The following is an 11,682-nucleotide window of genomic DNA, read 5'->3' on the forward strand; positions in this document are numbered from 1 at the left end:
CCTTGCCTTATCCTTGCAGGAAGAAACGGAACGCCGGGTTATTTGTTTCATCGTGGCACTCATAACCCAATGCCGTCAGGTGTTTTTCAAACTCCGGCTCACTCTGCGTCAACTCAAACCCGGCCAACACGCGGCCGAAGTCCGTGCCGTGGCTGCGATAATGGAACAGCGAGATATTCCAGTGCGTGCCCAGCGTGTTCAAGAAGTTAAGCAGTGCGCCGGGGGATTCCGGGAACTCAAAGCTATACAGTCGCTCATGCAACGGCTTGGTCGGCCGCCCGCCCACCATGTAACGCACATGCAGCTTGGCCATTTCATCATCAGACAAATCCACAACCTGATAGCCGCCCGCGCCCAGCTCGGTGATGATTTCCTGGCGTTCGGCATAGCCGCGCGTCAGGCGCACGCCAACAAAAATGCAGGCGCTGTCCGCATCGGCATAGCGGTAGTTGAACTCGGTCACCGCACGCCCACCCAGCAGGTGGCAGAACTTAAGGAAGCTGCCCTTGCGTTCAGGGATAGTCACCGCCAGTAAGGCTTCACGGTGTTCCCCAAGCTCACAACGTTCGGAAACGTAACGCAGGCCGTGGAAGTTGACGTTCGCCCCGGACAGCACGTGCGCCAGACGCTCGCCCTGAATCCCGTGCTGCTGGATGTACTTTTTCATCCCGGCCAACGCCAGTGCACCGGACGGTTCAGCAATGGCGCGCACATCTTCAAACAGGTCTTTGACCGCCGCGCAGATGGCGTCGCTATCAACCGTGATCACATCATCCAGATATTCACGGCACAGGCGGAAGGTCTCATCGCCAATGCGTTTTACCGCCACGCCTTCGGCAAACAGCCCGACGCGAGCCAGATCCACCGGTTCGCCGGCGTCCAACGCCGCCCGCAGACAGGCGGAGTCTTCCGCTTCCACGCCGATCACTTTAATTTGCGGCATCAGTTGTTTGATCAACACCGCCACGCCGGCCGCCAGGCCGCCGCCGCCAACCGGAACAAACACCCGGTCCAGGTGCGAATCCTGCTGCAGCAGTTCCATCGCCAGCGTACCCTGCCCGGCGATCACCGCCGGGTGATCAAACGGCGGGACGAAGGTCATGCCCTGCTGCTGGGAAAGTTCGATCGCCTTGGCTTTGGCCTCATCGAAATTAGCGCCGTGCAGCAGCACTTCACCGCCAAAACCGCGCACCGCATCCACTTTGATATCCGCTGTGGCGACGGGCATCACGATCAGGGTTTTAATGCCCAGACGGCTGCCCGACATCGCCACGCCCTGGGCATGGTTGCCGGCAGACGCGGTAATCACACCGCGCGAGCGTTGCTCTTCATCCAGGCCGGCGATCATGGCGTACGCCCCGCGCAGTTTGAAACTGTGCACCGGCTGCCGATCTTCCCGTTTGACCAGGATGGTGTTGCCCAAGCGTGAAGAAAGCTTGTCCATGGTTTGTAACGGGGTGACCTGGGCCACCTCGTAAACCGGCGAGCGGAGCACCGCTCGCAAATACTCCGCGCCACACGGGGCCGCGGGTAGAGGTTGTGACGCCGCCATGATTAGCCTCCCAGCTTGCTTTTGTCACGTACTGCGCCTTTATCGGCACTGGTCGCCAATGATGCATAGGCGCGCAGCGCGAAAGAAACCTGGCGCTGACGGGTTTTCGGCGTCCAGGCCGCGCTGCCGCGCGCCAGTTCGGCTTCACGGCGAGCGGCCAGTTCCTGCTCATCAACGGCCAGCGAAATCCCACGGTTGGGAATATCGATGTTGATGGTGTCGCCATCCTGCACCAGGCCAATCAAACCGCCGTTGGCCGCTTCCGGTGAGGCATGGCCAATCGACAGGCCAGAGGTACCGCCGGAGAAGCGCCCATCCGTGATCAATGCGCAGGCTTTACCCAGCCCCATTGATTTCAGGTAGGTGGTCGGATAGAGCATTTCCTGCATGCCCGGCCCGCCTTTCGGCCCTTCATAGCGGATCACAACCACATCACCCGCCACGACTTTGCCGCCGAGGATCGCCTCTACTGCGTCTTCCTGGCTTTCGTACACTTTTGCCGGGCCGCTGAAGGTGAGGATCTCTTTATCCACACCGGCCGTTTTAACAATGCAGCCGTCTTCCGCCAGGTTACCGTACAGCACCGCCAACCCCCCGTCCTGGCTGTAAGCGTGCTCACGCGTACGGATGCAGCCTTCCTGGCGATCGGTATCCAGCGACTCCCAGCGGCAATCTTGCGAGAACGCCTGGGTGGTACGGATACCCGCCGGGCCCGCGGAATACATTTTTTTCACGGCTTCATCGCTGGTCAGCATCACGTCATAACGTTCCAGCGTTTGCGGCAACGACAGCCCCAGCACGTTGCACACGTCGCGGTGCAGCAACCCGGCGCGGTCCAGCTCGCCGAGGATCCCGATCACGCCGCCGGCGCGGTGCACGTCTTCCATATGGTATTTCTGGGTGCTTGGCGCCACTTTGCACAGGTGCGGAACTTTGCGCGACAGGCGGTCGATATCGGCCATGGTGAAATCGATTTCCCCTTCCTGCGCCGAAGCCAGCAGGTGGAGCACGGTATTGGTCGAACCGCCCATGGCGATATCCAGCGTCATGGCGTTTTCAAATGCGGCTTTGGTGGCGATATTACGCGGCAGCGCGCTTTCATCATCCTGCTCGTAGTAGCGCTTGGTCAGCTCAACGATGCGTTTGCCGGCATTCAGGAACAGCGCCTTGCGATCGGCATGCGTCGCCAGCAGCGAGCCATTGCCCGGCTGTGACAGCCCCAGAGCTTCCGTCAGGCAGTTCATTGAGTTGGCGGTAAACATGCCAGAGCAGGAACCGCAGGTTGGGCAAGCGGAACGTTCGATCTGCTCGCTATCGGCGTCGCTTACCTTCGGGTTCGCCCCCTGGATCATCGCGTCGACCAGATCGAGCTTGATCAGTTGGTTGGAAAGCTTGGTTTTCCCGGCTTCCATTGGGCCGCCGGAAACGAAAATGACCGGAATATTCAGGCGCAGCGACGCCATCAGCATCCCCGGCGTGATTTTGTCACAGTTGGAAATGCACACCATCGCATCGGCGCAGTGGGCATTCACCATGTATTCCACGGAATCGGCAATCAGTTCGCGCGACGGCAGAGAATAGAGCATGCCGCCGTGCCCCATGGCGATACCATCATCCACCGCGATGGTATTAAACTCTTTCGCGACACCGCCGGAAGCTTCGATCTGTTCGGCTACCAGTTTACCCAAATCGCGCAGGTGCACATGGCCCGGCACAAACTGGGTAAACGAGTTGACCACCGCGATAATCGGCTTGCCGAAATCGGCGTCGGTCATCCCAGTGGCGCGCCACAATGCGCGTGCACCCGCCATATTACGGCCGTGGGTGGTGGTGGCGGAACGGTACTTAGGCATGCTCTTTTCACTCCAATGTATTCTGCTTGTCGGGCGGCGAACGAACCGCCCGCTTATCTGTTTCTGTCTTATTGAATCTGTTACGAATTAACCGGATCCAGCCAGCCATATTTGTCTTCGGTCTGGCCGGTGAACAGGCCAAAGAACGCCTGTTGAATTTGTTTGGTGATTGGGCCGCACTTGCCGATGCCAACCTGGATGCCGTCAACGCTGCGTACCGGGGTGATTTCCGCTGCGGTGCCGGACATAAACACTTCATCGGCCAGGTATAGCGATTCGCGTGACAGAACCTGCTCACGGATTTCAAAGCCCAGATCTTTCGCCAGTTTGATAATCGCGTCGCGGGTAATCCCCGGCAGCGCGGAAGAGGTGAACGGCGGAGTAAACAACACACCGTCTTTCACCTGGAACAGGTTTTCCCCTGCGCCTTCGGAAATATAACCGTGAACGTCCAGCGCAATGCCTTCCTGATAGCCGTGGCGGCGCGCTTCGCTGCCCACCAGCAGAGAGGAAAGGTAGTTACCACCGGCCTTGGCGGCCGTTGGGATGGTGTTTGGCGCCGCGCGGTGCCAAGAGGAGACCATCGCATCAATGCCCTGATCCAGCGCGTCTTCGCCCAGATAAGCGCCCCACGGGAACGCCGCGATAATCACGTCAGTTTTGTAACCGTCCGGCGGGTTAACGCCCATGCCGACATCACCAACAAACACCAGAGGACGAATATAGGCGCTAACCAGATTATTTTTACGCAGCGTAGCGCGGCAAGCTTCCATCAGCTCATCCACGCTTTGCGCCAGCGGCATACGGTAGATTTTGGCGGAATCGTGCAGGCGCTGCATATGTTCACGGTGACGGAACACCACTGGGCCTTTGTGGGAATCGTAGCAGCGCACCCCTTCAAACACCGAGGTGCCGTAATGCAGCGCGTGCGACATGACGTGCACTTTCGCATCAGCCCAGGGAACCATCTCGCCATTGAACCATATATAATCGGCTTTACTCGTCATTGTTTTTTTCCTTCTCGCGCATCAGGCGCGTATTTGTTGTGATGTTTGTTGCTGTATCTCAACGCAGGAGACGTCCATCAGCTTTCTTAATTGCGATGACAGGAGATCCACTGGGCGTTGGCTGGCAACGGTCAATTCTATATTGATGTTGTCGGTATTCGCCGCTGAAACCATGTTCATGGCGCAGACCTGAAAACCGCGATGGCGCACCACGCGTAACACGCGTTCTAACATTTCAGGGCGGAAGCGGGCCTGGATCGAGAGTTGATGCTGCATCATGATACTTTCTCCAACATGGTTTCGTTGCCCGCGCCCGGGGGTACTAACGGCCAAACGTTTTCAAGTTCATCAATGGCGACCTGCAACAGATAAGGGCCTTCGCTGTTGAGTAAGGCATCGAGTGCTTCTGCGACCTGGTCTTTGCGGGTAATGCGTTGGCCGGGGATGCCGAAGGCAGAGGCCAATATCAAGAAGTCGGGGTTATCGGAGAGGTTGGTTTCGCTGTAACGGCCATCAAAAAACAGTTGTTGCCACTGGCGAACCATCCCTAAACGCTGGTTGTCCAGTAAAACGATTTTCAACGGTAACCGTTTTCGTTTTATGGTGCCCAGCTCTTGAATATTCATCATAAACGACCCGTCGCCCGACACGCAGATAACCATATCCTCCGGCCGCGCCATTTGCGCCCCTACCGCTGCCGGAACGCCAAAGCCCATCGTGCCAAGGCCGCTGGAGGTGATGAAGTTCTCCGGGCGGTCAAAGGTCATATGCTGGGCAGTCCACATCTGGTGCTGACCCACATCGGTCGTCACAACGGTATTGGCAGGCATACACTCGGAAAGCTGCTTCAGAAACAGCGGGGCATAAATGGGTTGGCCGGGATGATCATAACGCCAAGTATGGGTTTCTTTCAATTCAGCGATCTGCCGTTGCCAGGGCGCAATATTCAGCGGCTGCTGCAAGGCAGGCAGAATGGCCTTCAGATCGCCCTGCAGCGCAACGTGCGCCTGGCGCAATTTGTTCATTTCAGCGGGATCGATATCCATGTGGATCACTTTGGCGTTCGGCGCAAAAGCATTCAGTTTGCCAGTCACGCGGTCGTCAAAGCGCGCGCCGACGGCAACCAGCAAATCGCACCCCTGCACGGCCAGATTTGCCGCCTTGGTGCCGTGCATACCCAGCATGCCAAGATAATACGGGTGATCGGCTTCCGGCGCACCTAATCCTTTCAAGGTAACAACGCTTGGGATCTGCGTCGCGGCGATAAATTCACGCAGCGCCGGCACCGCCCGGGCCATCCCTACGCCGCCGCCGACGTATAACATCGGTTTCTGTGCCTGCGCCAGCAGGGCTTTGGCTTCGGCCAACGCCTCGGCCGGGCATTCCGGTTCGCTTTCCACCGGCAACAGCTGCGGGAGTAAATCCCCCTGCGCCAATTGGATGTCTTTCGGGATATCAATCAGTACCGGGCCAGGGCGGCCGCTGCTGGCGATGGCAAAGGCTTCGGCGATAATGCCGGGCAGCGCCTCCAACGACTCCACCAGAAAACTGTGCTTGGTACAGGCCAAAGACAGGCCAAGAACATCGATCTCCTGAAAAGCATCTGTGCCAATAAGCTGGGATCCTACCTGGCCGGTAATGGCAACCACAGGCACCGAATCCAACAAGGCATCAGCCAGCCCAGTGATCAGATTGGTGGCGCCGGGGCCGGAAGTGGCGATACATACGCCGACTTTCCCAGTCGCGCGGGCATAACCAATGGCCGCCATGGCGGCGCCTTGTTCATGGCGGCACAGCAAGTGCTCTACACCACCATCATATAATGCATCGTATACCGGCATAATCGCGCCACCCGGATATCCAAACACGGTATCCACATTCTGCGCACGCAACGCTTGTACTACCCACTGAGCGCCCGTCATGATTACTTCCCCGTCTTACTTCGATAGCTGAAGGATTTTGGTGTGTTTTTCATTTTTTTGTCTTCCTCAGTACATTTTCTCTTGCCAATAAAAAACCCCCAGACCTTTCGGTGCGGGGGTTCTTTTGCGACTTCGGCTTGGTTTTAAGCCATTTTTCGTCCAAATGCAGCCCCGCACGGTGGGATAATAATCACCACCACGCTAATCACGACTAGGCTAATCACTTGGGCAAACGCTTTCATAATTGGGTTGTTCGTTGTGTTTACTTTGAACGGATGCATACAGAGTTATCATAGTCAGCTAGGGCATGACAACTCTTTTTTTACGAAACTATTAGGCATCTAGCGAACAATTTCCACACAAAGAATATCTATTTCAGTAAGTTGCACGCATTCCCGGCGAACTGACAGTACCCGAGATGGTTTTACCGCGCGTATCCTTACCAAAAAATACCAGCACCGCAATCACGATCGCCACCGTGCCCGCAACCAGCGCCATTGCCAACCCATAGTTATGCCCATGGCTTTCGGCAATCGCCGCCTGCAAGGTGGCATTCACCGACGCAAGCAAATTCCCCAGTTGATAAACAAAGCCCGGCAGAACCGCCCGGGTATTCGCCGGCACCAGCTCGTTGAGGTAAGTCGGTATCACCCCCCATGCCCCCTGCACCATGAACTGCATCAGGAAAGCCCCTACCCCCAGCGTCAGCGAGCCGCTGGAAAAGGCCCACAGCGGGATCACCGGCAACGCTAACAGAGCCGCGATGATAATCGCCTTCTTGCGCCCAATTTTTTCCGACAGCGTGCCGAAGAAAATCCCACCGATGATTGAGGCGACGTTGTAGCTGACGGCAATGATGCTCACGATTTTAGGCTCAAAACCGTGTTGGATTTTCAGAAACGCCGGATAAAGATCCTGTGTGCCATGGGAAAAGAAATTGAAGGCGGCCATCAGCAACACCAGATAAATACACAGCTTCCAATGGCTCTTCAGAACGGGCAACAACGCCGTGCTTTCCTTGCGTTCACGCGCCGCCAGCCACACCGGCGACTCCTGTACGCAGTAGTAAATAAACGGCAACAGCAGAATGGGCGCCGCGCCAATCACAAACATGCCGCGCCACCCGACCACATCGAACAACAGGCCATAGGCCACTGCCGCCAGCAGATAGCCAAACGGATAGCCAGCCTGAAAAATCCCCGACATCAATCCGCGCGAGCGGTCCGGTATGGTTTCCATCGCCAGTGACGACGCTACCCCCCAGATCCCCCCCATGGCGATGCCGTACAGCACCCGCAACGCTAAAAACACCATCAGCGAAGGGGCCGTGGCGGACAGTAATTCAAACATCGAGAAGAAAACGATATTCAGCATCAATATCGGTTTGCGGCCATATTTTTCCGCTGCACGGCCGAAAAGCAATGCGCCGATTGGCCGCACAGCCAACGTCAGCAAAATAGCCAACGTCACTTCTTCCATGCCAACCTGGAAAGCCTGCGCAATATCGCTGAGCAGAAAGACCAGGACGAAAAAATCAAAGGCATCCAGCGTCCAGCTTAAAAAGCTGGCGACGGCAGCATTACGTTGTAGTGGGCTCCAACCAAACATAACGTTATCCCTATCGTAGAGTACGAGGTAGTAAGGTTTGGGCGGCTGCCGCACAGGAAAACGCACGGCCACCGCCGCACTTATGTTAATGAACTGATTTTTGTTTTAACCTTTTGTTAAATACACCCATTAACCTTCCGGTTGCAACTTGATTAGCCAGCTAATTTGTTGCGGCATTTGCGTAATTGTTAGGAGGTATTGCCGGGTGGGCCGAGCCTGCGCGCAGAAAAAAGACAATGGGTTGAAATCATGTGTGTTAGCTGCGATACGCCACACAGGATAGCCAACCGTTGCTCGTATCGCTCGCTCACCAGCGGCATCATGTGGCCCCCAAGCAAGGAGGTCACCATGTCATTGGCCGTCACTTATACCCGCGCCTCAATCGGCGTTCAGGCGCCGTTGGTCACCATCGAAGTGCATATCAGCAACGGATTGCCCGGCCTGGTGTTGGTCGGGCTGCCGGAAACCACCGTCAAGGAAGCGCGCGATCGGGTGCGCAGCGCCTTACTGAATAACGGTTTCACCTTCCCGGCCAAGCGCATTACCGTCAACCTGGCGCCGGCCGATCTCCCCAAAGAAGGGGGCCGCTATGATTTGCCGATCGCGTTGGCCATACTCGCCGCTTCGGCACAGATCCCTGGCGATACGCTGGCGCGCCACGAGTTCCTGGGTGAATTGGCATTGTCTGGGGCCATACGCGGGGTAAACGGCGCAATACCGGCCGCCCTGGCAGCCACCGCCGCCAAGCGCGAGCTGGTGTTGTCGGAGGACAACGGTAACGAGGTTGGGCTCATTCCACAGGGTGGGGTGCGCATCGCCAGGCACTTGCTGGAAGTCTGCGCATTTTTGCAGGGAAAGGGCGAACTCCGTGTCGCTATCCCCGCGGCAGCCGGCGATGTGCCGGAAGAGAAGGCGGATATGCGGGAAATCATCGGCCAGGAACAAGCTAAACGCGCGCTGGAGATCGCCGCAGCCGGCGGGCATAACCTGTTGCTGCTTGGCCCCCCAGGCACCGGGAAAACCATGCTAGCCAGCCGTCTCAACGGCCTGCTGCCGCCCCTGACCGATCAGGAAGCCCTGGAAAGCATTGCCGTCGCCAGCCTATCGGCACATTCAGACAGTACGTTACCGTGGCGCCAGCGGCCATTTCGCGCCCCGCATCATAGCGCCTCGATGGCTGCGTTGGTCGGCGGGGGGTCGCTGCCGAGGCCGGGTGAAATCTCCATGGCGCACAACGGTGTGCTGTTCCTGGACGAACTGCCGGAATTTGAACGCCGGGTGCTGGACGCTCTGCGCGAACCGCTGGAATCGGGTGAAATCATCATCTCGCGTGCTAACGCTAAGGTGCGCTTCCCGGCACGCGTCCAATTGATTGCCGCCATGAACCCTAGCCCAACCGGGCACTATCAGGGGATACACAACCGAACGCCGCCGCAGCAGATCCTACGCTATCTCAGCAGGCTCTCCGGGCCGTTTCTCGATCGTTTTGATCTATCGATTGAAATGCCGCTGTTACCTCCCGGCATGCTTAGCAAGCAGCCAAGCCCCGGCGAAAGCAGCAGGCAAATCAGGCAACGGGTTCTCATGGCGCGTAAAAGGCAACTGAGCCGGGCAGGCAAGGTTAATGCGTTGCTGAATAATCGCGAAGTGGAGCAACACTGCCGGCTCAATGATGAGGACGCCCAGTATCTGGAAGACACGCTGAGCAAACTGGGGCTTTCCGTGCGTGCGTGGCAGCGGCTCCTGAAAGTGGCCCGCACCTTGGCAGATCTGGCCAACGCAGAAGCGATTAGCAGGCCGCACCTGAGCGAAGCGCTAAGCTACCGCCGCATGGATCGCCTGCTGCAGCAATTGCATAACAGCATGGAATGAAAATGGGGCCAAAGGCCCCATCGGATTAATCGTCGCTTTCGGTGTAGTCTTCCACCACATCCGCCTGCGGCTTACCGCCAGAAAGGGTATGGAATTTTTTCGGGCGGCGAGTACGCGCCAGATATTTAAACCAGACTCTTTCCTGCTCAGTCGCCGGTTCACGCTCCCCACGGCATACCGCCACAAACAGCTGTTCTTCTTCTGTGGCAGGCTGGCGTTTGCCCGAGTCCAGCTCGTTGAACGCATACCCGAAGCGCTCTAGCAATTGCGCTTCTTTAATGGTGAAATCGCCGTGACGGGAAAACCCGCGAGGATAGTGTTTGTTATCAAAAAAACGATTGGTCGTAGTGAAGCTTTCCGCCATCTGACACGCTCCTAATTCTCTTATGGCCGTGCTGTTTATGGCGCGGAGTATTAGATAGGCTTGACATTGTGTAAAACAAAACATTTAAATCTTAACGACAAAAATTTTTGGAGATGGGTGTGGATACCGAATTACTGAAAACCTTTTTGGAGGTCAGTAGAACGCGTCACTTTGGCCGAGCCGCCGAATCCCTGTACCTGACACAGTCTGCGGTCAGTTTCCGTATCCGTCAGTTGGAAAATCAACTAGGTGCAAATTTATTCACTCGGCATCGCAACAATATTCGGCTAACCTCGGCCGGTGAGCGGCTATTGCCCTATGCAGAAAACCTGATAAACACGTGGCAACTGGCCAAAAAAGAGGTGGTGCGTTCACTGCAACACACAGAGCTCTCCATTGGCGCAACCGCATCGCTGTGGGAAGCCTACCTGACGCCCTGGCTACAAACGCTATACCAGCAGCAGGGAACCCTCCAGTTGGAGGCCCGGGTGGCCTTAAGGCAGTCGTTGGTCAAACAGTTGCATGAAAGGCAGCTTGATTTATTGATCACCACTGAGCCGCCAAAGATGGACGAACTGGCCAGCCAACTGCTTGGCAGCTTTTCCCTGCGGCTATTTTCCAGCGCTCAGAGCGGTAGCCACTCCCCGCGCCCGTATATCAAGCTGGAATGGGGTGCTGATTTTCATCAGCAGGAGAGCCGCATGCTGGGGGAAGATCATATCCCTATCCTCACAACGACATCAGCACATCTGACACGGCAGCTTCTGGAAACCACCGGTGGCTGTGCGTTTCTGCCTGGTCAGTGGGAAAAAGACTATCCACAGTTGGCTGTGGATACGGATATACCGGCAATCGTCCGCCCCTTGTATGCCGTTTGGCTACAAAACAGCGATCATCAGTCGTTGATCCGTCAGTTGCTGAAAATACCTTTAAATACTGTCGACGCATAACGCTGTAACCGGTTTTTAAGCTCACGGCAAAGCTTTGCGCTTAAAACGTCTGTATCCGCTTCTGGGGGCATGGGAAAGGCCAAGGGGGTAGCGAAGCGTTGATCGCCGGTATGCTATCAGGGAAAAAGATCGGAACGCAGAAAGCAAAAAACCCTTTGCTTTCGCAAAGGGTTTTTAATCTGGCAGGGGCGGAGAGACTCGAACTCCCAACACCCGGTTTTGGAGACCGGTGCTCTACCAATTGAACTACGCCCCTAAATAGGGTGGCGGAACGGACGGGGCTCGAACCCGCGACCCCCTGCGTGACAGGCAGGTATTCTAACCAACTGAACTACCGCTCCACCGATTCTTTTACGCGGTATCTTTCGATACCTGCAAAACTGCTCATCGCAGCCCTGCTATTGCCAGCCGTCACGCTAACAACGTTATTTGATGCCTGGCAGTGTCCTACTCTCGCATGGGGAGACCCCACACTACCATCGGCGCTACGGCGTTTCACTTCTGAGTTCGGCATGGGGTCAGGTGGGACCACCGCGCTATTGCCGCCAGGCAAA

The 11,682-nt window shown here is 56.7% G+C and carries 10 protein-coding genes, 2 tRNA genes and 1 rRNA gene; 2 read left to right on the forward strand and 11 right to left on the reverse strand.

Annotation, left to right across the window (positions count from 1 at the left end; genetic code table 11):
- Nucleotides 1-7: 7 nt before the first annotated feature.
- The 7 genes from ilvA to ABFX35_RS22990 all read right to left on the reverse strand — a co-directional run bounded on the left by ilvA (nucleotide 8) and on the right by ABFX35_RS22990 (nucleotide 7,942).
- The gene (gene ilvA / locus ABFX35_RS22960) at nucleotides 8-1,552 is read right to left on the reverse strand and encodes a threonine ammonia-lyase, biosynthetic (protein WP_095846660.1); all 1,545 of its coding nucleotides are present in this window, start codon (nucleotides 1,550-1,552) and stop codon (nucleotides 8-10) included.
- A gap of 2 nt (nucleotides 1,553-1,554) precedes the next feature.
- Complete coding sequence (gene ilvD / locus ABFX35_RS22965) at nucleotides 1,555-3,405, reverse strand: dihydroxy-acid dehydratase (protein ID WP_346083056.1); 1,851 nt, start codon at nucleotides 3,403-3,405, stop codon at nucleotides 1,555-1,557.
- A gap of 80 nt (nucleotides 3,406-3,485) precedes the next feature.
- Nucleotides 3,486-4,412 (reverse strand): branched-chain amino acid transaminase, encoded by a 927-nt coding sequence (locus ABFX35_RS22970; RefSeq protein ID WP_095846658.1) that lies wholly within the window; start codon nucleotides 4,410-4,412, stop codon nucleotides 3,486-3,488.
- Nucleotides 4,413-4,433: 21 nt separating this feature from the next.
- Nucleotides 4,434-4,691, reverse strand: coding sequence for an acetolactate synthase 2 small subunit (ilvM, locus tag ABFX35_RS22975; RefSeq protein ID WP_095846657.1), 258 nt, complete (start codon nucleotides 4,689-4,691; stop codon nucleotides 4,434-4,436).
- Complete coding sequence (ilvG, locus tag ABFX35_RS22980; protein WP_346083057.1) at nucleotides 4,688-6,334, reverse strand: acetolactate synthase 2 catalytic subunit; 1,647 nt, start codon at nucleotides 6,332-6,334, stop codon at nucleotides 4,688-4,690. Before ilvG ends, ilvM begins: the two co-directional genes overlap by 4 nt.
- 143 nt (nucleotides 6,335-6,477) lie before the next feature.
- Nucleotides 6,478-6,576 (reverse strand): ilv operon leader peptide, encoded by a 99-nt coding sequence (ilvL, locus tag ABFX35_RS22985; RefSeq protein WP_095849018.1) that lies wholly within the window; start codon nucleotides 6,574-6,576, stop codon nucleotides 6,478-6,480.
- A 133-nt stretch (nucleotides 6,577-6,709) separates the two neighbouring features.
- Entirely contained in the window at nucleotides 6,710-7,942 is a 1,233-nt protein-coding gene (locus tag ABFX35_RS22990; RefSeq protein ID WP_346083059.1) for an MFS transporter, read from the reverse strand.
- A 348-nt stretch (nucleotides 7,943-8,290) separates the two neighbouring features.
- On the opposite strand from ABFX35_RS22990, the gene ABFX35_RS22995 reads away from it, so the two are divergent.
- Complete coding sequence (locus ABFX35_RS22995; RefSeq protein WP_346083060.1) at nucleotides 8,291-9,814, forward strand: YifB family Mg chelatase-like AAA ATPase; 1,524 nt, start codon at nucleotides 8,291-8,293, stop codon at nucleotides 9,812-9,814.
- Nucleotides 9,815-9,839: 25 nt separating this feature from the next.
- On the opposite strand, the gene ABFX35_RS23000 is transcribed toward ABFX35_RS22995, so the two are convergent.
- Complete coding sequence (locus ABFX35_RS23000) at nucleotides 9,840-10,178, reverse strand: MaoP family protein (protein ID WP_095846653.1); 339 nt, start codon at nucleotides 10,176-10,178, stop codon at nucleotides 9,840-9,842.
- A 119-nt stretch (nucleotides 10,179-10,297) separates the two neighbouring features.
- Here ABFX35_RS23000 and hdfR point away from each other — a divergent pair, with 119 nt between their 5' ends.
- On the forward strand, nucleotides 10,298-11,128 hold the full coding sequence (gene hdfR, locus ABFX35_RS23005) for an HTH-type transcriptional regulator HdfR (protein ID WP_121526040.1): 831 nt from the start codon (nucleotides 10,298-10,300) through the stop codon (nucleotides 11,126-11,128).
- A 180-nt stretch (nucleotides 11,129-11,308) separates the two neighbouring features.
- On the opposite strand, the gene ABFX35_RS23010 is transcribed toward hdfR, so the two are convergent.
- The 3 genes from ABFX35_RS23010 to rrf form a co-directional block, all read right to left on the reverse strand.
- Nucleotides 11,309-11,384: transfer RNA gene (locus tag ABFX35_RS23010), tRNA-Trp, on the reverse strand.
- A gap of 8 nt (nucleotides 11,385-11,392) precedes the next feature.
- Nucleotides 11,393-11,469: transfer RNA gene (locus ABFX35_RS23015), tRNA-Asp, on the reverse strand.
- A gap of 93 nt (nucleotides 11,470-11,562) precedes the next feature.
- Nucleotides 11,563-11,678 (reverse strand): 5S ribosomal RNA (gene rrf, locus ABFX35_RS23020).
- Between the last annotated feature and the right edge of the window lie 4 nt (nucleotides 11,679-11,682).

Source organism: Gibbsiella dentisursi (assembly GCF_039539505.1).
Taxonomy (GTDB): Bacteria; Pseudomonadota; Gammaproteobacteria; order Enterobacterales; family Enterobacteriaceae; genus Gibbsiella; species Gibbsiella quercinecans.

Coding starts and splice junctions, on each gene's coding strand:
- ABFX35_RS22990 (WP_346083059.1), bottom strand. CDS start 7,942: ATGTTTGGTTGGAGCCCACTACAACGTAATGCTGCCGTCGCCAGCTTT.
- ABFX35_RS22970 (WP_095846658.1), bottom strand. CDS start 4,412: ATGACGAGTAAAGCCGATTATATATGGTTCAATGGCGAGATGGTTCCC.
- ilvA (WP_095846660.1), bottom strand. CDS start 1,552: ATGGCGGCGTCACAACCTCTACCCGCGGCCCCGTGTGGCGCGGAGTAT.
- ABFX35_RS22995 (WP_346083060.1), top strand. CDS start 8,291: ATGTCATTGGCCGTCACTTATACCCGCGCCTCAATCGGCGTTCAGGCG.
- ilvL (WP_095849018.1), bottom strand. CDS start 6,576: ATGAAAGCGTTTGCCCAAGTGATTAGCCTAGTCGTGATTAGCGTGGTG.
- ilvM (WP_095846657.1), bottom strand. CDS start 4,691: ATGATGCAGCATCAACTCTCGATCCAGGCCCGCTTCCGCCCTGAAATG.
- ABFX35_RS23000 (WP_095846653.1), bottom strand. CDS start 10,178: ATGGCGGAAAGCTTCACTACGACCAATCGTTTTTTTGATAACAAACAC.
- ilvG (WP_346083057.1), bottom strand. CDS start 6,334: ATGACGGGCGCTCAGTGGGTAGTACAAGCGTTGCGTGCGCAGAATGTG.
- ilvD (WP_346083056.1), bottom strand. CDS start 3,405: ATGCCTAAGTACCGTTCCGCCACCACCACCCACGGCCGTAATATGGCG.